The organism is Priestia megaterium, assembly GCF_046599315.1.
Lineage (GTDB): Bacteria > Bacillota > Bacilli > Bacillales > Bacillaceae_H > Priestia > Priestia megaterium_F.
Genome location: NZ_JBKIKC010000002.1, coordinates 328,403 through 348,214, shown reverse-complemented (window position 1 = coordinate 348,214; position 19,812 = coordinate 328,403). Strand labels below are relative to the sequence as shown.

Annotated in this window: 21 protein-coding genes; 15 read left to right on the top strand and 6 right to left on the bottom strand. The window is 36.8% G+C overall.

Going from position 1 to position 19,812, the window contains the following annotated elements; all coding sequences use genetic code 11:
- Positions 1-27: 27 nt before the first annotated feature.
- Positions 28-585, bottom strand: a complete 558-nt coding sequence (locus ACLHDF_RS09115) for a TIGR03943 family putative permease subunit (protein WP_413918911.1) — start codon at positions 583-585, stop codon at positions 28-30.
- Positions 586-648: 63 nt separating this feature from the next.
- Here ACLHDF_RS09115 and ACLHDF_RS09110 point away from each other — a divergent pair, with 63 nt between their 5' ends.
- The 4 genes from ACLHDF_RS09110 to ACLHDF_RS09095 all read left to right on the top strand — a co-directional run bounded on the left by ACLHDF_RS09110 (position 649) and on the right by ACLHDF_RS09095 (position 4,481).
- Positions 649-1,599: an ABC transporter substrate-binding protein gene (locus tag ACLHDF_RS09110; RefSeq protein ID WP_413918558.1), complete on the top strand. Its 951-nt coding sequence runs from the start codon at positions 649-651 to the stop codon at positions 1,597-1,599.
- A gap of 90 nt (positions 1,600-1,689) precedes the next feature.
- Positions 1,690-2,697: a FecCD family ABC transporter permease gene (locus ACLHDF_RS09105; protein WP_413918557.1), complete on the top strand. Its 1,008-nt coding sequence runs from the start codon at positions 1,690-1,692 to the stop codon at positions 2,695-2,697.
- A complete protein-coding gene (locus ACLHDF_RS09100; protein ID WP_413918556.1) occupies positions 2,694-3,674 on the top strand; it encodes a FecCD family ABC transporter permease in 981 nt (326 codons plus the stop codon). Before ACLHDF_RS09105 ends, ACLHDF_RS09100 begins: the two co-directional genes overlap by 4 nt.
- Positions 3,675-3,695: 21 nt before the next feature.
- Positions 3,696-4,481 (top strand): ABC transporter ATP-binding protein, encoded by a 786-nt coding sequence (locus ACLHDF_RS09095; protein WP_413918555.1) that lies wholly within the window; start codon positions 3,696-3,698, stop codon positions 4,479-4,481.
- Between the two features lie 27 nt (positions 4,482-4,508).
- Here ACLHDF_RS09095 and ACLHDF_RS09090 read toward each other — a convergent pair whose 3' ends face one another.
- Together ACLHDF_RS09090 and ACLHDF_RS09085 are read right to left on the bottom strand one after the other, a co-directional pair.
- Positions 4,509-4,808: a transposase gene (locus ACLHDF_RS09090; RefSeq protein WP_413918554.1), complete on the bottom strand. Its 300-nt coding sequence runs from the start codon at positions 4,806-4,808 to the stop codon at positions 4,509-4,511.
- An 88-nt stretch (positions 4,809-4,896) separates the two neighbouring features.
- The gene (locus tag ACLHDF_RS09085) at positions 4,897-5,448 is read right to left on the bottom strand and encodes a TVP38/TMEM64 family protein (RefSeq protein ID WP_413918553.1); all 552 of its coding nucleotides are present in this window, start codon (positions 5,446-5,448) and stop codon (positions 4,897-4,899) included.
- 485 nt (positions 5,449-5,933) lie between these two features.
- Between ACLHDF_RS09085 and ACLHDF_RS09080 the strand changes: the two genes are divergently transcribed.
- Both ACLHDF_RS09080 and ACLHDF_RS09075 read left to right on the top strand, forming a co-directional pair.
- On the top strand, positions 5,934-6,251 hold the full coding sequence (locus ACLHDF_RS09080) for a hypothetical protein (protein ID WP_413918552.1): 318 nt from the start codon (positions 5,934-5,936) through the stop codon (positions 6,249-6,251).
- A gap of 341 nt (positions 6,252-6,592) precedes the next feature.
- The gene (locus ACLHDF_RS09075) at positions 6,593-7,117 is read left to right on the top strand and encodes a cupin domain-containing protein (RefSeq protein WP_413918551.1); all 525 of its coding nucleotides are present in this window, start codon (positions 6,593-6,595) and stop codon (positions 7,115-7,117) included.
- A gap of 33 nt (positions 7,118-7,150) precedes the next feature.
- Here ACLHDF_RS09075 and ACLHDF_RS09070 read toward each other — a convergent pair whose 3' ends face one another.
- The 3 genes from ACLHDF_RS09070 to ACLHDF_RS09060 form a co-directional block, all read right to left on the bottom strand.
- Entirely contained in the window at positions 7,151-7,753 is a 603-nt protein-coding gene (locus ACLHDF_RS09070) for a response regulator (protein WP_413918550.1), read from the bottom strand.
- On the bottom strand, positions 7,750-8,892 hold the full coding sequence (locus ACLHDF_RS09065) for a sensor histidine kinase (RefSeq protein WP_413918549.1): 1,143 nt from the start codon (positions 8,890-8,892) through the stop codon (positions 7,750-7,752). The genes ACLHDF_RS09070 and ACLHDF_RS09065 overlap by 4 nt, the downstream gene beginning before the upstream one ends.
- 112 nt (positions 8,893-9,004) lie before the next feature.
- Complete coding sequence (locus tag ACLHDF_RS09060) at positions 9,005-10,048, bottom strand: fatty acid desaturase (RefSeq protein WP_413918548.1); 1,044 nt, start codon at positions 10,046-10,048, stop codon at positions 9,005-9,007.
- 244 nt (positions 10,049-10,292) lie between these two features.
- On the opposite strand from ACLHDF_RS09060, the gene ACLHDF_RS09055 reads away from it, so the two are divergent.
- From ACLHDF_RS09055 to ACLHDF_RS09015, 9 genes are all read left to right on the top strand, one after another.
- Complete coding sequence (locus ACLHDF_RS09055; protein WP_413918547.1) at positions 10,293-10,688, top strand: DUF2809 domain-containing protein; 396 nt, start codon at positions 10,293-10,295, stop codon at positions 10,686-10,688.
- A gap of 163 nt (positions 10,689-10,851) precedes the next feature.
- Positions 10,852-11,403: a hypothetical protein gene (locus ACLHDF_RS09050; protein ID WP_413918546.1), complete on the top strand. Its 552-nt coding sequence runs from the start codon at positions 10,852-10,854 to the stop codon at positions 11,401-11,403.
- Between the two features lie 261 nt (positions 11,404-11,664).
- The gene (gene cls / locus ACLHDF_RS09045) at positions 11,665-13,167 is read left to right on the top strand and encodes a cardiolipin synthase (protein WP_413918545.1); all 1,503 of its coding nucleotides are present in this window, start codon (positions 11,665-11,667) and stop codon (positions 13,165-13,167) included.
- 33 nt (positions 13,168-13,200) lie between these two features.
- Positions 13,201-14,055 carry a DUF1206 domain-containing protein gene (locus ACLHDF_RS09040; RefSeq protein WP_413918544.1) on the top strand — a complete coding sequence of 285 codons (855 nt, stop codon included), beginning with the start codon at positions 13,201-13,203 and terminating at the stop codon, positions 14,053-14,055.
- A gap of 83 nt (positions 14,056-14,138) precedes the next feature.
- The gene (locus tag ACLHDF_RS09035; protein WP_413918543.1) at positions 14,139-14,360 is read left to right on the top strand and encodes a spore germination protein; all 222 of its coding nucleotides are present in this window, start codon (positions 14,139-14,141) and stop codon (positions 14,358-14,360) included.
- Positions 14,361-14,577: 217 nt separating this feature from the next.
- Complete coding sequence (locus ACLHDF_RS09030) at positions 14,578-16,023, top strand: LysM peptidoglycan-binding domain-containing protein (RefSeq protein ID WP_413918542.1); 1,446 nt, start codon at positions 14,578-14,580, stop codon at positions 16,021-16,023.
- A 289-nt stretch (positions 16,024-16,312) separates the two neighbouring features.
- A complete protein-coding gene (locus ACLHDF_RS09025) occupies positions 16,313-17,515 on the top strand; it encodes a macrolide family glycosyltransferase (protein WP_413918541.1) in 1,203 nt (400 codons plus the stop codon).
- A 44-nt stretch (positions 17,516-17,559) separates the two neighbouring features.
- Entirely contained in the window at positions 17,560-18,468 is a 909-nt protein-coding gene (gene galU / locus ACLHDF_RS09020) for a UTP--glucose-1-phosphate uridylyltransferase GalU (RefSeq protein ID WP_413918540.1), read from the top strand.
- Positions 18,469-18,571: 103 nt separating this feature from the next.
- Positions 18,572-19,783, top strand: a complete 1,212-nt coding sequence (locus ACLHDF_RS09015; protein WP_413918539.1) for an MFS transporter — start codon at positions 18,572-18,574, stop codon at positions 19,781-19,783.
- Positions 19,784-19,812 lie beyond the last annotated feature (29 nt).

Genomic DNA, 19,812 nt, shown 5'->3' with positions numbered 1-19,812 from the left:
GTTCTTTCGAGTAAGAACGGCTTTTTATTATTGGTTATTTCGATATACATAAGGGTCTTTTGGAGCCTGCTCACGCTTCACTTTTGTTACTTTCAAAACAGGAATGGTTTTTTTGAACGGCTGGTAATACATCGTACTGACTTCACCTGTAACAGTTGCCCAGTCATCATTTTTAAAAACAGCATCATCTGGAAACTCAATGAGCATTCCAAACACCCCTGAATCTGCAATACAATGAATAATACCGAAGCGAAAGAGAAAATACTGATTCTTTTTCAACTCGTTGGTTTGATACATAAATCCTTTAAAAGAAATGGTTTTGCCACTGAATTCACCAGGATATCGGTAAATAGTTTCCATTGCATTTAAAAACTCCTCATCTTCTAAGTTGATATTCTCTCCTTTAGAAAATTTTTTAAGGTCACGATGAATCATTTGATCATAGGCTTCGTCGCCGTAAAACGAACTTGTATCCGGCTGTAAAAATTGATGGGAGGAATAAGGATCTTTTTTATCATAAATAGGAAAATGAAAACCTTTAGCTTCAACATATGAGAAAACTATTGACTCATCTTTAATTAACAGATAACATTGATGATAATGATTATCAGCGTCACAAAGAGTATATACATAGGAGGAAGTATTAAAATGAAGCAAGTTAAAAAGATTAGACTTGTCAGTATAGCTGCTATTGTTGCTATTTTATTTGCTCTAGCAGGATGCGGGTCAAATCAAAATTCTTCAAAAGAAAATTCAGGTAATAATCAAAAGGTATCTGTTCAGCATGAGCTTGGAAAAACGAAAGTTCCTAAAAATCCCAAAAAAGTAGTTGTCCTTGAACTATCCTTTGTGGATGCTCTGCAAGGGTTAGGAATGAAGCCGATAGGGATTGCAGACGACAACAAAAAAGATATGATAAAAAAACTCGTAGGTGGCAAGATTGACTATACTTCAGTAGGAACACGTCAACAGCCGAATTTAGAAGTAATTAGTTCCCTGCAGCCGGACTTAATTATCGCCGATGTGCAGCGTCATAAAGCAATTTATAAAGAATTAAACAAAATTGCCCCTACAATCGAATTAAAAAGCCGTGAATCTACATATGAAGAAAATATAGACTCATTTAAAACAATTGCAAAAGCAGTAGGAAAAGAAAAAAAAGCAGAACAGCGATTAAATGAGCACGAAGAAACGATTTCAAAATTAAAAAGTGAGTTAAAAGAAGAAAGTGGTCAGACAGTCTTACCAGCAGTTGTCAGAGACACTTCCTTCCAAGCGCATACGTCTTCTTCTTATGACGGAGAGTTCCTTGAAAAGCTAGGTTTGAAGAACGCTGTGCAAAACAAAGAAGCATATGCTGAAATGAATTTAGAGCAGTTGTCAGACATTAATCCAGATATTTTAATCCTAGCAAATAACGAAGGCAAACTTGTAACGGATGAATGGAAAACAAATCCTCTTTGGAAAAATTTAAAAGCTGTTAAAAATGATAAAGTGTTTGTAGTAGACCGTGATTTATGGACAAGATTCCGAGGGGTAATTTCAGCTGAGGCAATTGGAAAAGATACGGTTAAGTTACTAAACAATAAGCAGCAGTAATATAACGGAATCTGACAAAGAGGCGAGAATAGGTATTCTATTCTTGCTTCTATTTGTTTAGAAAAGAAAACTGTAGAAAGTGTGTTGGAAATGACAAATCTTGCCCAAAAGCAAAAAATAAATAAATACATTGTGTTGGTAGCTAGTGTTTGCTTGTTAATCATCGGAATGATTTTGCATGTGGCTGTGGGATCTTCTGCGGTTAGCTTTACAGAAGTAATTAAAGCAATTTTTGCTCCTAATGACTCTAAGCAGACAACAATCGTACAGACGCTCAGGTTGCCAAGAGCTGTGCTGGCAGCTCTTATTGGAGCCAGCTTGGCAGCTGCTGGAGCATTGATGCAAGCTATTACACGAAATTCGCTTGCTTCCCCCCAAGTGTTTGGGGTAAATGCGGGTGCTTCATTAGCGATTGTAATAGCTTTTATTTTATTTCCTGACCTTACCTCTCAATCAATTGTTTATATTGCCTTTTTAGGAGCAGCTTTAGGAGGAATAACGGTTTATTTGTTCGCATCGGGCGGAAAGACAACTCATGTGAAACTAGCACTTGCCGGAATGGCTGTGCATTTATTTTTATCTTCGCTTACTCAAGGAGTAATTGTGTTAAATGAACAAGCTACGGACGTTTTGTATTGGCTTGTAGGTTCTATTAACGGGAAAGACTGGGCTCATGTAAAAATTCTTTTACCTTGGTCGTTTCTCGGCCTTTTCCTAGCTTTTGTATCATCTCGTTCTATATCAATCCTAGTATTAGGAGAAAATATGGCAACAGGGTTAGGAGAAAAGGTAAAATGGATTCGCTTTTTTGCAGGTATACTTGTCATTATGCTTGCAGGTGCATCTGTTGCCGTTGCCGGACCAATTGGATTTGTAGGTCTCATTGTACCTCATATAGCTAGGAAATTGGTGGGGGGAGACTACCAGCGAATCCTGCCCTTTTCAGCTCTATTAGGAGCTATACTGCTTGTTTATGCTGATGTACTGTCTCGTTTCATTGCATATCCTTTTGAATCACCAGTAGGGATTGTAACAGCTCTTATTGGAGCTCCTTTCTTTTTATACCTTGCTAGAAAAGGGAGGAATATCAAGCAATGAAAAGAAAACACCCTTATCAAATGTTAAGTATCTTATTGTTAGGTTTAATAATCACGGCTGTAATTAGTCTAGGGGTAGGAGCCGTTTATATTTCCCCTACAGAAATCTTTCAGCAAATAATTGGGAGTTCTCAAGAAAGTTCATTTATCTTAACGAATTATCGTATTCCACGTACCCTCATTGCTATTGTTGTAGGTGCGGCTTTAGCAGTAGCAGGAGCTATTTTGCAAGGAATATTAAAAAATCCTTTGGCTTCTCCCGACGTTATCGGTGTAACAAAAGGAGCGGGACTATTCGCGGTTTTTATCTTAATTGTATTTCCAACTGCTTCTATGCTTCTGTTGCCACTTTCAGCTTTTTTAGGAGCAGCAGTCATCGCTGTTATACTTATGGTGTTTTCCCACTCTCAAGGAGCTAAACCTCATACGCTGGCTTTAGTTGGGGTAGCTTTAGGAGCAATTTGTCAGGCTGGAATTCAGTATTTTATGATTAAGTTTCCAGATGACGTGAATACAACTCTCCTTTGGCTCACAGGAAGTTTATGGGGAAGGGGCTGGAGTGAACTTTGGATGTTAATTCCTTGTGTTGTACTTGTGCCTTTTATTATTATATTTGCATCCAAGCTCGACATTTTAAACTTAGGAGATGAGATTGCAGTTGGCTTAGGAGAGCGAACAAAATACGTTCGTTATACGCTACTGAGTATGGCTGTAATATTGACAGGGTTATCTGTAGCTGTGGTTGGGTCAATTGGTTTTATTGGTTTAATCGCTCCTCATATTGGTAGGGGGCTAGTAGGAAGCCGTTCGAAATTCTTGATACCAGTTTCAGCAGCAGTAGGTGCTTTATTCCTGCTAATTGCTGACAGTCTCGGAAGAGGGATTGTACCGCCCGTTGAGATTCCCGCTGGAATTATAACATCCGTTATTGGTGCCCCTTATTTTCTATATTTACTGCGCCGTGAACAAAAAAAATAATAGAGGAAAGGAGGAGCAGTAATGACAAAATTAACTGCGGAAAAACTTTCGCTATCATATGATTCAACTTCAATTATTCGCAATATTGATCTTTACATTCCAGAAGGAAAGATAAGCATCATCATTGGGTCAAATGGCTGCGGAAAGTCAACAATCCTTCGTTCATTGGCCCGTTTATTAAAGCCTACAGAAGGATGTATTTATTTAAATGGAAAAGATATTCATCGTCATTCATCAAAAGAAGTAGCAAAAAAACTGGCTATTTTGCCTCAAGCTCCTGAAGCTCCTGAAGATTTAACAGTAAAAGAGCTATGCTATTATGGTCGTCATCCTCATAAGGGCTTATTTGCTCGCTATTCTGCTGAAGATCATCAAATTGTAGAGGAGGCTTTACAGGCAACCAAACTGTCTAATTTAAGTCATCGCACATTGGATGAGCTATCTGGAGGACAGCGTCAAAGGGCTTGGATTGCAATGGCATTGGCACAGGGTACGGAGCTTCTGCTTTTGGATGAGCCTACGACATATTTAGATTTAGCTCATCAGATTGAAGTGCTTGAACTTCTTCGTTCCTTAAATCAAAAGAGAAATTGTACAATTGTGATGGTCTTACACGATTTAAACCAAGCAGCTCGCTATGCGGATCATTTAATCAGTATTTCAAACGGTCAGATTTACAAAGAAGGTTCTCCTGCTCAAGTATTTACAGAAGGAATGATAAGAGATGTGTTTAATTTATCATCAACTATCATTCAGAATCCGGTTGATGGTTCACCTCTATGTATACCAACTGGAATTATAAAATAAACTGCATTGTAAAACAGCGTACTATCTTTACATAGTACGCTGTTTTAGATTTAAGGTCAGACCTAATAATTTATACAGTACATAGATTCCAAGGTACGCACCGGTTAACAAAAAAGCTGGATTTAAAAAGATTGCATGAATGCTCGTCATAAAAACAGTATGATTTTTTAAGATATGATAGATAGAAGCAGCAGCTATATTTCCAAATACTAGCGCCGAAAGAAGGGCTAACGTATTAAAAACTAGTTCTGCCACTCTCCATTTTAATGAGAAAAAGAGCATCAAAATAGGAAAAATAATACTTCCAGCAACTATTAGAAAAGCCAATCAATCATCTCCAATACGCCATCTTATTTCCGTTATATAAAAGAAGGATTTTGCTTATTTTTAGATAGTCTTCCCTTTTTATACGCCGTTAAGCTTTTTCTTTCCATTTTTTAATTATATAAAAAAGCAAGATAATAGATAAAAGTACTAATATGACTCTCCCTTGAATAGATGCTTGGGAAATATGATAAACCGAATAAGCTTCAATAAAAAGCGCTGGAATTTTTCCTAGCGCGCTAGCAGAAATGAATACCACAAAGGAACCTTTTCCTACAGCACTGAAGAATGTAATGAGTCCTGATGGGATAAAGGGAAGTAATCGCAGAGAAAGAATCAATATAAAACTCTCTTTCCCTTGTACATGCAGTAGCTTTCGCCACTTGGAGTGAGAAGGTGTTTTTGTATGAACAAGTGTACGGAAACCTTTTCGGTAAAGCCAAAAAGAGAGAGTCACACCTAAAACCTCTCCAATAAAAGAAAGTAAAAATCCGTTCCAAAAACCAAATAATTGTACGTTCAGAAATGTAAGGGGAGCGCTTGGAAATACGCCAGTAATGCTAATAAGAATGTTCAAGACAATGCTAATAAGCTCTGCTGCTTCTAAATGTTTAAGCAGAAATGTTTCAAGGTAGTCAGTCATGGTTATACTCCTGTTATGCTTTACTTGTAGGGCTGATTTTCTACTATTATATAATTTTTGGCATCAAATAAGTAGGTAGGCAGTTTATCAACAACAAAAGAGGGTAACTACTTACTAATGAAAGATGATTTATTGATTTGAAGGGATGGACAACTGATGTTGAAATTTTTGCTTGTTATTGTGGTTGTATTATTGATTTTTATGATTTTTAAACGTTTTATCCGAAAATAAAAAATGCTAACTAAGCAGCTCGTGAGACCTTTCTCACGGGCTCTTTTGCGGGGCTGTTCGGTGACTTGGCAATATACTTTTTACCTGTGATGAATATCACTGCAGCTAGAGAGATGAAGAGATAAGATAGAAATGGGAGGGAGGTATATGGAATTAGTATTCTATCTAGGCACTTATTTATCTGGGGGCGCTATTGCATTATGGTTAATGAATGCAGGATTTAATGGATTATTAAAATAACAGAGGGAGAGAAAATGAACGATTCTAAAGGTATATTTAATGAAAAAGAAAGAAAGCTTGCTCGCTATTTGGAGACATACACAACCGAGCAGATTTTAAACGAAGCAGGCATGTCTTCATCTGCTGCGTTATATGAATTAAAAAAAATACGATTGCCGCGGGCAGTTGCTAATACGATTGTTTATTACGTGCTGGCAACAAATAATCAAAAGCTAGTTATGTACAAACTGCTAATGTTAGCTGGTGTCTGTAAAAAGCTTGGTATTCAAGATGCACAGGCAGCCCTTACTTTTATCAAAAAATATTACGTTTGCCATCAACAGTTACATTAAAAAATACATCTGTCTGAGGGGGAAAAGAGATGAATATTGTCCCGTTTAAGCAGAGTTCATCTGCGGAAATTTATCAAGGTAGAAAACAGCCGATTCAATATTTCATTGAGGGAGATCGATTTCAGTTAGATTTGTATATGACATATTTATTTCATCGCTGCCATTCTCGTAGGTATAGATATAACTGTGCTAACAGAAAGGGTAGGATGTAATGGTAAGATACCAGTGGTAAGCGGCTTCATTTTTCCTAATGGAATAATGAAGCCGTTTGTTGTGTTAGAAAGAATGGTTTACTATGATATAGTTAATGATAAAAGAAAAAAAGGAAGGGAAGGAACGTAATGGATTTACATAAGTGGGAACACTGGATTTCAAAGCTCGAGCTGCAGCCTCATCCAGAAGGAGGGTTTTATAAACAAACCTATCGTTCTAATGATGAAATTTCTGATAAAGAAGTGTCATCGCAGTTTGATGATAAACGATTTCTATATACGAGTATTTACTTTTTATTAAGGTCTCAAGATGTATCACATTTCCACCGGCTGCAATCAGATGAACTATGGTACTACCACGAGGGAAGCCCTTTAACCATTCATATTATTTACCGAGACGGAACCTACCAAGAAGTAAAACTGGGTACAAACTTAGAAAATGGAGAAGTTCCCCAATTTTTAGTTCCAAGAGACACCATTTTTGGTTCCTCTGTCGCAAATGAGAATACGTTTTCTCTAGTTGGATGCATGGTCGCACCAGGTTTTGATTTCCGCGACTTTGAATTATTCACAAAACAGCAGCTGCTTGATGAATTCCCTGAGCATGTTGTGATCATCGACAAATTAGGTTACGATAAGTTGCCAAATGATTAAAAAGCATGCATCTCTGTTTGATGCATGCTTTTTTCATTTGAACCAGCCTTTTTCCTTAAAGCGAGTAATAGCTTCAATGCGATTCTTTACTTCGAGTTTGTCCAGAATGGTAGAAATGTAGTTACGCACCGTTCCAGTTTTAATAGAAAGTTCGTCAGCAATTTCTTTAGTGTTTTTTCCATCAGCTACTAAAGCTAATACCTCTTTCTCTCTAGCCGTAAGGGGACTAGTAGATTCACTGTATAAGTCATCCACTAATTCTGGAGCATAGAGGCGTCTGCCTGCCATCACGCTTCGAATTGAATTTGCAAGTTCTTCACTTGGACTATCTTTTAGTAAGTATCCACTTACACCTGCTTTCAAAGCTCTTTGAAAATAGCCGGAGCGAGCAAACGTTGTCAAAATGATGACTTTGCAGTTTAAATCTTTCAGTTCCTCCGCAGCTTCAAGCCCAGTTTTAAGAGGCATCTCGATATCCATTACGCATATATCTGGCTGATGCTGCTTAGCAAGTGAAACCGCTTGTTCACCATTTGAAGCTTTTCCGACAACTTCCATGTCATCTTCTAAATTTAACAAAGAGCCTAGAGCACCTAACATCAATTGCTGATCTTCGGCAATGACAATTCGAATCATAATTGTTCCTCCTTAATATGTTTTACTATATTTGGAACTGTAATATGAATAATCGTGCCTCCTTGACTAGAGATATCAAGATGACCGTTTACAAATTCCAACCGTTCTTTCATTCCTAAAAGACCGTTTCCCTTCCAGCAGGTTTTTTTCGTATTAATACCTATTCCATTGTCTTCTACCGTTATGCCTACTTCTTTTGCAGACTGATGTAAAGTAATCGTGCAAACGGTAGCTTGACTATGTTTCACCACGTTGGTTACTGCTTCTTTTAAGCACATACTAAGAATATTTTCAATTAGCAATGATACATTTTCTAATGAAATAGCCTCTTCTCCTACAAACTTAATTTCGGCAGCTTCTAAAAGCTCTTGAACGCGTTTTAGTTCTTCACTAAGGCGGATTCCACGCATTTGAGAAACCATTTTTCTTACTTCATTAAGAGCTGTGCGCGCCGTTTGCTGCACATCTTTTAATTCTGATTTTGCTTTTTCAGGATCTTTTGCGATAAGTTTTCTTGCTAAATCACTTTTTAGACCGATAAGAGACAGCTTTTGTCCTAACGTATCGTGCAGGTCGCGAGCTATACGCTGGCGTTCTTCCTGTTTTACAAGCTCAGAAATACGTTTATTTGCATCTTCAAGCTGTTCTTCCAGCCGATCTCGCTTCTTCCGGTTATAAATGCTGAATGGCAGTACAATTACACTAATGGAAATCACAAAAATGAAAGGGAGCTGTCTTAAAAAGACTTCTTCTTGCATAACAACGTTAAAGTTTACCGAAATAACGGTGCTAATTAAATGAACAGCATATAAAGTGAAGAAAGCGAGTCGTTTTTGGATATTTCCAATAAAATAAGCGATAAAAAAAGCAAAATAAAAGGCAAAGTAGATATAATTAAAAATAGTTGTTAGGGCTAATGAAATGGCGATTAACAAAGCCGTCCATACGTAAACTGATTTATCTGTTGAAACAAATGCAAAACGATAGAAAATAAAAAATAAGATGGTGAGTAACGAACCAAGAATAATGTGATTCATCGATGAAGACTGTAAGATAAAATAAAATGGTAAAATCGCAAATACCGTCCATATATAAGGGGATAGCCCAGTGATTTTTTGGAAAAACGTATATTTTTTCATAAAGAACCTCGTTTACTTGTTAAAGTACACTATTAGTTTACCACAAAGTAGAATGAAACTAGTTTAGATGAATAGATAAAACAGTCAAGCTTTTGAAAGCTTGACTGTTTTATTAAAGTTCTGCTTTTGTTTGAGATGAAATTCTGCTTGCTTTTGGTGCAGCAGAGCGTGTTTTTATTTCTTTAAAGCTCACGAACATTTTGTTTTCTTCATCCCATAGGCGGAATCGAAGAGAGCGAAGGCTTGTCGCAAGTGTAATGGTTGGTACATTTTGAAGAGGCTGTGTGTGTTGATGAACAGCTTCAAGCTTATAGTTAGGCACTCTTGGGCTTAAGTGATGTACATGGTGAAATCCGATATTGCCTGTTAGCCACTGCAATAGTTTTGGAAGTTTGTAAAATGAACTTCCTTCCACGGCTGCTTTTACATAATCCCAGTGCTCATCTTCTTCAAAATAAGAATCTTCAAATTGATGCTGTACGTAAAATAACCAAATTCCAATTGAACCTGAAATGAAGAAAATCGGCCCTTGAATTAATAGAAAAGCCTGCCAACCTACCAGCCAGCAGGTCGCTGCTGCTAATGCAACAATCAATACATTTGTAAGATACGTATTCATTTTTTCTTTTTTCTTCGCGTTTTTTCGATTGAATCGGTTTGTAATTAAAAATACATATATAGGTCCCACGCCGAACATGATGAACGGATTGCGGTAGATACGGTAAGCGATTTTTTTCCAAATAGAAGCTTCTTTATATTCGGTTACGGTTAACACCCAAATGTCACCCGTACCTCTTTTATCCAAATTGCTGCTAGTTGCATGGTGAATAGCATGGCTATGTCCCCATTGACTGTAAGGGAACATCGTTAATACACCTGTAATGGTTCCGAGAATTTTATTGTGTTTTCTACTCTTAAAGAAAGAGTAGTGACAACAGTCATGAAAAATAATGAATATTCTTACTAAAAAACCTGCCGCGATCACAGTTAGCGGAAATGCTAAAAGATAAGAAATCGAAAGGCTTTCATAAGCAAGAAACCATAGTGCGAAAAAAGGTAAAAAAGTATTAATCAATTGTCTTATGCTGTCTTTCATTACTGCTTTTTCAAAAGGTGCAACTTGTTTTCGTAAATTCTTTTGTTTTTGTATAGTCATATGAAATTCCTTTCATCACCGTATATTATCATCAGTATAAAGGGATTTTTCTGACTATTTAAGACATACGTGTCATATAGAAACTATGACAGTTGTCATATATACGTAGGGGGAAGTTGTAAAAATTGAAAAAAAGAGGTATTTCAGCGTCTGAGGCTCTGATAAAATTGCATAGTGAAGTCTTATTGTTATTGAGTGCGTAAGGTGAATCATATGAGCGTTTAAGAAGAAAAAGGAGTTTGAAATGAATAAAAGAAATAGATGGATATATTTTCTTCTAACTATTATTATCATGGGTGTAGGCCTCTTATCAAGAAAACTTACCGCGTATCTTCCTCACGTCGTAAATATATATGCAGGTGATTCTTTATGGGCCTTAATGATTTTTGTCGGAGCAGGTTTTTTGTTTCCAACCTGGAAGATAAAAGTGATTGGTATATTTGTTATAATGTTTTGCTACTTCATTGAATTTACACAGCTGTATCACACTTCGTGGATTGATGACATAAGAAAAACTACGCTAGGAGGGCTCATTCTAGGGTATGGTTTCTTATGGAGTGATATACTAGCCTATTCGATTGGAATAGCTATAGGAATGAGCTGGGAGTATTATAGATATCGATACAGAAAATCCGCCTAGCAAATACATACAGCTCAATGAATCTTAGTAACCAGCTGCGGGTGAAATAAGCGGCTGGGTTATGAAGCAGGATAGATATACATAAAAATAAATTTGTGTAAAAAAATTTTTTTATTTAAAAACCAGTGCCTATTCATTGAATAAGAGGAAGAGAGGGGATTATTTGAATTTAGTAGCCTGGATGATTATTGGATGTGAAATCGCTTTTTGGGTAGTCATTATTTGGGGATTAGCAACAAGGTATATATTTAAAAAACAAAGACTCAGTTTTTTTATTTTAGCTCTAACACCTGTTGTAGACTTTTTTCTTCTGATTGTGACGAGCGTGGATCTTTATAGAGGCGCAAAAGCAACCTATGCTCACTCTATTGCAGCCGTTTATATTGGGATTTCAATTGCTTTTGGAAAAAGTATGATCCACTGGGCAGACGAACGCTTTCAATATTATGTGATGAAAAACGCAGAAAAACCTCGTAAGCGCTATGGAAAGGAATATGCAAAGCATTATTTTAAATCATGGATACAGCATCTTGTGGCTTACGCTATTGGGGTAACTCTTTTAGCGGCAATGATGTATATAGTACCAAATGGAAAGACTAGCGTATTACAAAACGTAGTGGAATTTTGGACAATTATTGTAGGAATTGATTTATTATTATCCCTTTCTAACTTCGTGTGGCCTAAAAAAGAAAAAGAGTCCGGTTACACAAGATAATAAACGGGCTATGTCTGAAGAACCAGGGAAAAAACCTCCATCATAGGGAGGTTTTTTGTTTTACCATCCAGGGTATAAGTATATGAATGATGCTTGTCTAAAGTAGTTCAGTTTAGTTGCTTAAGCAGCTAAACTGCTTTTTGTGTAAATATATGTACATTTTATCCTTTGTGTATGATAAGAATTTTGTGTATTCCATATACTACCTCATATAAAAGATAGACAAGTGATACAATACAGTTTGTTTTTAGGAGAGTTTTTATGAAAAAACGCCGGTTGGACTTTATTTTTTTATTTATTATTTTACTTTCAATTTATGCTTTCTTTTTTACCTCTATTGATGTTTATTGGAAGTATACCTTAGTTGGATTATATGGTGTCATCATTTTCATTTGTATGTATTCACTTATGCTTGAAAATCGAACGCCCGAAAGCACGTTGGTTTGGATGTATGTCCTCTTTTTCTTCCCAGTTGCAGGTTTTTTCTTTTACTTGTATTCGGGACAGCTATATTTAAAAGGACATATGTTCAAAAAAAAGCGTATGCATAATCGAGAGATGCTTAGAAAGATGGCGGATAAAGAAACAACTCCCGATCTATCGTCGCTTCAATCTCATCAGCGTTACTTTGCTCAGTATCTTCAATGTGTATCTTTGACAAAGATGAATGTTCATACAAAAACCTACGTCCTTAAAAACGGGCAAGAAACGTTTAATGAGATTAAAAAGCACTTGCAATCAGCAAAACATTTTATTCATATGGAATACTATATGTTTCACTCAGATTCCTTAGGAAAAGAAATCATTGATATTTTAATAAAAAAAGCAAGCGAAGGTATAGAAGTACGCTTTACATTCGATACAATGGGGAGCTTTACGTTATCGGGTTCAGATATTAGGCGAATGAAGAAAGCAAACATTAAAGTGCATCCTTTCTTACCCATTAAGTATGGATTCTTCAATCAAAAATTCAACTTTCGGAATCACCGTAAAATAGTCGTAATTGACGGGGAAGTAGGGTTTGTAGGGGGATTAAATGTAGGTGATGAGTATCTAGGAAAAAACAAAAAAATTGGTTTTTGGAGAGATACTCATCTGATGCTAAAAGGTGAATCTGTGCAAACGTTGCATTCGATTTTTATGTTCGACTGGGAATACGTTTCTAGAGAATGCTTAATTAACGATCAGGCATATACAAAACCTCATCCTGTCGAAGGGGAAGGCTTTGTGCAAGTGGTGGCGACAGGGCCAGATACGCAGGAAAATATGAGTGATTATTACTATACTATGATTACAAGTGCGACGAAATCGATTTGGATTTCAACCCCGTATTTTGTGCCAAATGAAGCTATAAGAACCGCGCTTCGTATTGCGGCTAGAAAAGGTGTACAGGTACGAATTATGGTACCGGAAATTAATGACGGCTTTCTGACTCAGTATGGAACGAGGTCATATTTTGCGGAACTTCTTCGCTGTGGAATCGAAGTATATTCGTATAGAAAAGGATTTTTACATCAAAAAATTGTGATTATAGATGGAGATATGGCCTCAGTGGGCACCGCAAATATGGATATGAGAAGTTTTCATCTTAACTTTGAAGTTAATGCATTTTTAATTGAGGGAGAGACAATTCAAACACTCATCAAAAATTATGAAGAAGATATTGAAGACAGTCATTTGATCAAACCAGTAGCATTTTACAAGCGAAGCTTAGTAGAACGTTCGAAAGAGTCGTTCGCTCGCTTATTTTCAGGTGTTTTATAAAAAAGTTTGCTTTCAAAAAGCAGGAGGAAACGTATGGGTGAATCTCCATTTGTTAAAAAAGATACGTTCGGTCGAAAGTTACATCGCTTAAAAGAACGCACTAAGCCATTTGTCGTGCGTTTTTCACGGTTTGGTCATGTGGCTCAAGGCGTTGTTTATTTTATCATCGGTATATTAGCGATTCAGACAGCTTTCGGATTAAAAGGCGATTTAGTTACTTCTCAGGGAGCCCTACACACAATTGCAAAGCAGCCGTTCGGATTTTTAATTTTAATTGTTTTGGCAGTGGGCTTAAGTGGATATGCATTTTGGCAAATCATCTCTGCTATTCTTGACCCGCACCATGTCGGGCATGGAGTAAAAGGCGTTTTTACTCGCCTAGGCTATTTAGTTGTAGCCACGTTTTATATTAGTCTTTGTGTAAGCTCGGTAAAAATTTTGCTTCATGCTCACGTTCATACGTCAGGCAAGCACTATCAAACGGTATCTGCCAAGCTTTTATCTTACCCATTTGGGCAAACGATTATTGCGCTTACAGGTATCGGTATTATTATCTTTGGTATAGGACAAGTATACTGGGCTCTTTCAGGCCGCTTTCTAAAAAAATTAAAGAAAAACGAAATGTCAAAAGAAGAGTGGCGATGGAGTGGACATATTGGAAAAGTGGGCATCATCGCTCGAAGTATCGTCTTTGGCATCATTGGTTTCTTTCTTATTCGCACAGCTCTTCAAGCGGATCCAGACGAAACGAAAGGGTTAGATGGAGCTCTTGCTGAAGTGGCTCAGCGTCCTTTTGGGTCTGTCCTGCTGGCTATCGTATCAATCGGTCTTATGGCATACGGGGTATACATGTTTGCAGAATCAAGGTATAAACGAATTGATCCTTAATAAAATTTCAAAAAGGAAAAAGCTACTTTTTTGCTTTTAGTTCATATCATGTAGCAGATGGATAATGAACAGGGGAGAGGCAGATGCCATCGGTAGTAGGAGTCGTAAATATTTCAAATGTATTGGTTTCATCTTCAGTGGAATTTGGTGATTATCTAGCTATTAAGCCAAAAAGCACAGCTTTTACAACAGTCGGTTCTGGTAGCGGGAACACAGGGAATTTTATGAATATTACAAGCAGTGCCAGTACCGCTAATACAATTGATATGGATATTAATGATCAAAACGTAGTGGGAAATACATAAGAAATGAAAGCTTATCGTCACGGGGCGGTAAGCTTTTTCATTTGCGTTTTATGTATACACAGAGGTCCCTTTACCACAATGTACCTCTAGGATTCTATCTTATAGGAGTAGTAAACTAGACAGGTGATGTCAAAAAGTGGGGAGGCGAGATTATAAAATGAAGAAAATATGTATGAGCCTAATTATTCTCTGTCTTTTCAGTGGAGGATTGGCGCCAATGAGTAAAGAAGCCGCTGCTTCTTCAGTTGGAACTGTCAAAGATGATAACGTAAACGTGTATCATTCTCCTTCCTTACACTCTTCTGTTATGCATACAGTGAAAAAAGGCGAAGAATTTCCTGTTATTTCATCTGAAGCTGGAGATGCAGCTCAAGCTATCACTCATACGGTAGTGCCAGGAAATACACTATGGCTATTAGCTAAGCAATACGGTGTAACAGTCAGCGATCTAATAAAACAAAATCAGTTAAAAACGACGGAGCTGACTCCAGGGCAAACGCTGAAAATACCACTAAAAGGCTTGTTACATAAAGTAGTACCAGGAGATACACTTTGGAAAATCTCTCTAAAGTATGGTGTAAAAGCGAATGAATTAACAAAGTTAAATCAGCTATCATCAACAAATATTGAGCCAGGACAAACGCTTGTTATTCCTGATTACTATGTGCAAGTACAGCTTCTGGAAGGAAAAAAGGGCTGGATCAAAAAATCTGATTTAGTGCAGAAGAAGCATCAGCCTGTAGTTATGGGATGGAGCTTTAATGAAAAAACAGCAGGCTACACAGAATCGATGAAGCAAAAAAATTTAGACGTTGTTTCACCGCGTTGGTTTACCCTAAAGTCGAATGACAAAGTTGTTTCATCTTCCATAAATGCATCATATGTTCAAACAGCTCATAAAAACGGCAAAAAAGTCTGGCCGCTTATTGGCAACAATTTTGATGATGTGCTTACAAATGATGTGCTAAGTAACAAAACAAAGCGTCAAAAGCTTGTATCGTCAGTAGAAAGTTCGCTCGTGGAAACAAACAGCGACGGCATCAATGTTGATTTTGAAAATATTAATATAAAAAACAAACAAGATTTTGTTTTATTTATTAAAGAATTAAAAGCAGCGTTAAAGCCTCATGACATGATCGTTTCAGTGGACGTAACAAGAGAAAATAATGATCCGTTTTGGTCGGGAAGTTTTGATCGAAAACAGATTGGGCAAGTGGCAGATTACGTCATTATGATGGGATATGAAGAACACTGGGGAGGAAGTCAGGTTCCAGGATCTGTTGCTTCTCTGCCTTGGGTGAAAGAAGGAACAGAACTTCTTATGAAAGATGTACCTGCACATAAAATCCTTTTGGGAGTTCCTTTTTATACACGAGAATGGAAAACGGACTTATCGACCAAGAAAGTTGTTACAAAAGATTTAACGATGAAAGAAGCCGAAGCTATTATCTCTGCTAAAAAATTGACTAAAAAATGGGATATTCAAGCCTCACAGTACTATGTAGAATACACGGAAAATGGTACAAAGCATCAAATATGGCTTGAAGACAAAGCATCTATGCAGCGCCGAGTTAATTTGATTAAGGACTATCATTTAGGCGGAGCGGCAGCTTGGTATATCGGTTCAGAAACATCAGATATATGGAAGTTATACAATTTTTAAATAAAAAAACACACCTCACGCTTGATTTAGCGAGGTGTGTTTTTTTATTTGCATCCTAATGAAGCGCATACATCTATTTGCAAACAAGATAAATTTTACAATATTTGTTTTTGTTGAGTTAATTTATAACTATATTCCAAAATGAGCCTATTTAACCTTTTTTTAGTTGAAAACGCTTAATGACTTTACGGTAAAGATAATTTATAGTAAATTCAGTTTCTGTACAATAAATTCACTAAATTAAAAATTAAGTCATTTAATTATTAACTAATTGAAAGGAATGGACGATATGGGAAATGTATTAGTAATAGGCTTTCCAGGTGAAGGACATGTAAATCCTTCTTTAGGAATTGTAAAAGAATTGATTGCTCAAGGGGAAAAGGTCGTCTATTATGGCATTGAAGACTATGCTGAAAAAATTCGAAAATCAGGTGCGGCGTTTCGTGAATACGAAGATTTTCGTCCAAGTCTAGATATGAGCAACCGGATGACAAAAGAAGAGTCTTATGACCGCTATGAAATTATGAATTTATTTTTAAATGAATCTGAAAATATTATCAGTAAAATTATGAGTGAAACAAAACATGAAACATATGATTATGTGCTTTACGATTATCACCTTTTAGCAGGTTCCGCTGTGGCAGATCTTCTTAAACTTCCGAAAGTTTCTCTTTGTACAACATTTGCGTTAAATAAGGAGTTAGCAACTTGTATGATGCCAAGTGGTCAAACAGATCCGGAACAATCTTCCTTTTATCCTCAATTCGAAAAATCATTAAATAAGTTCAACAATCAATATAATACTGGATTAAAAGATTCCATGGACATTATGTCGAATCCAGGAGATATTACGTTAGTATTCACGTCAGAATTCTTTCAGCCAAACGTATCTGAATTTACAAGTGAGTACAAGTTTATTGGTCCTTCCATTGTTAAACGACTGGATATTGAGGATCCTTCTTACTTACAAAATGAATCTGAAAAAATTATTTTCGTTTCTATGGGAACGATTTTTAATCAGCAGCTAGAAATCTACAACTTGTGTGTAGAAGCATTAAAAGATTTTGAGGGTAAAGTTATTTTATCTATTGGTAAAAATACAAAACCTGAAGAATTAGCACATATTCCAGAAAACTTCGTTGTGAAACAATACGTGCCGCAGCTAGAAATCTTAAAACGCGCGGATTTATTTATTACTCACGGCGGAATGAACAGCAGTAGTGAAGGTTTGTACTACGATACGCCGCTTGTCGTTATTCCAATGGCGGTAGATCAATTTATGGTTGGCGATCGCGTGCAGGAGTTAGGAGCAGGTGTGAAATTAGATAAAAACAACATATCTGCTGAACTAATTAAAAATACAGTTAACGACGTTTTTACCACTGACACATATAAACAACATGCACAACAAATTGGAGAATCACTTCGCTCGGCGGGAGGATACAAGCAAGGAGTTAAAGAGATTTTCAAGGTGGTGCCTGTTAAAGCGTAATAGATGTAAGACAGCTAGATAACTAAAAGGGAGGAGTAAATAATATGCAGACTATAAAAAAAGCAGTTATACCAGCAGCAGGTTTAGGCACTCGATTTTTACCGGTTACAAAATCTATCCCAAAAGAAATGCTTCCAATTGTAAATAAGCCTGTTATTCAATTTATTGTAGAAGAAGCCTTAAAATCAGGAATCGAAGATATTTTAATTGTGACGGGGAATGGAAAACAAGCGATTGAAAATCATTTTGACCATAATATTCAACTAGAACACTTGCTTCATCAAAAGGGAAAGACCGAAATATTAGAAGAAATCGAAAATATCTCTGAACTAGCAAATATTCATTACGTTCGTCAAAAAGAAATGAAGGGCCTTGGTCATGCCATTAGCTGCGCTCGACAGTTCATTGGAAACGAACCGTTTGCAGTTTTACTTGGAGATGACTTAACAGACCCAGACCAGCCTTGTTTAAAACAGCTGATTAACCAGTATAACCAAACGGGATCATCCGTTATCGGCGTACAGCGCGTAGAGGAAGATTCCGTTCACCGTTATGGGATTATTGATCCAAAAACAAACAAAAACCGGTTATACGAAGTGAATGGTTTTGTAGAAAAACCGTCAGCTGAAGAAGCTCCGTCTAATTTAGGCATTATTGGACGATATGTATTTACACCTGACATTTTTGATTACCTCGAAACGCAGGAAGCTGGAAAAGGCGGGGAAATTCAGCTAACGGATGCTATTCAGCGTATGAATATAGACCGTTCTATTTACGCTTACGAATTTGAAGGTGAACGTTATGATGCAGGTGAAAAATTAGATTTTATTTTTACGACCCTTGCTTTTGCGTTAAAAGATGAAGAATTAAAAGCACCTCTTTTAACTAAATTTAAAGAGCTGATCAATCAGGAAGAACAAAAAGAAAAAATCGCTGTACAAATCGGAAAATAAGCTTCATTTACACACCTTTCTTCTACAGTTTCTTAAAGAAAGGTGCGTTTTTTTGTAGAAATTGAACGTTTGACAGTTAGATAGAAAGGATTGAAATGACTTCATGCCGAATGCAGAAAATTCGTTTGTGTCAGGCATAAAGATTGTATTTACAGACCGAGATTTTCGAACGATTTTTATTTCATTATTTATTATCGGATTGTCTGTTGGCGGCTTTATGCCTTATTTAACCGTTTGGGCAACAAATACATTGCACGCGACTTCGTTTCAAGCAGGGTTTTTATTTGTCCCAATGAGCATTATTGGTTTAATTGTCTCGTTTTATTTAGCTTCTTTGTCAGACAAATGGGGGAAACGAAAGCCGTTTATTATTTGGGCGTTACTGATTGGAACCATTTCAAGAGTGCCGTTAGCATTTACGCATTCTTATACAATAGCACTCATTTTGCTTGCTATAGGAGGGTTTAATGCGTTTTCCTTTTTCTTTGCTCTGCTGAATGATTTTATTGTTAAAAAAGAAGAAAGCAAATCGCAGGCAGGTACGATTACCGGTACCATCCGAATGGCTTTTTCACAAGGCTATATTTTTGGACCTATGTTTGGTGCTTTAATCATTGACCACGGAGGGTATGCTCTTTTGTTTTTACTATCAGGGTTGTTATCGCTGGCAACTTTAGTGTGGGTTCTTTTTGCGCTTAAAGAAGACAGTATGCTTCAACCTTCAGCTCATGCATCCTCAAAAGCGTCAGCTGGTATACCTTCTGTATTAATAGCTGTATTTGTAGCAGCTCTTTTTATTTTTGCGGGTGATTCCGGACGTTCTATGTATTTGCCACTATATATAACGGATACGTTGAAGCAGTCTGTTTCCATTGTAGGAATTCTCTTTACCGTTACGTCTGTTTTTGAATTAGTATTTATGCCGTTAGGGGGCTATTTTTCTGACAAGATCGGAGTTAAACGATTCTTTATTATTGGAATTGCTTGCCAAGTGCTTTATTTTGTTTTAACGAGTCTTCATTTACCGCTCAGTGGATTAATTGCACTTCAAGTATTTTATGCCTTTATTCTATCCGCTACAATGGGAGTTGGAATGGTGTATGCTCAGTCACTGGCCCCACGTCAAATTGGACTAGCCACAACGGCATATATGACAGCTATACAAACTTCCGCAGTTGTCAGCAGCTTAGCTATGGGGTCACTAGTTAGCGTGATTCCGTTGCCTTCTACTTTTTATATTTTAGCTGTTTTTGCGATTATTTCAGGTGTGATGTTCCTATTTATGAAACAAAAATCAGCTGAGGAAATGAGCTGAAAAGTTAAAAAGCCTTTTCTCTATCAAAG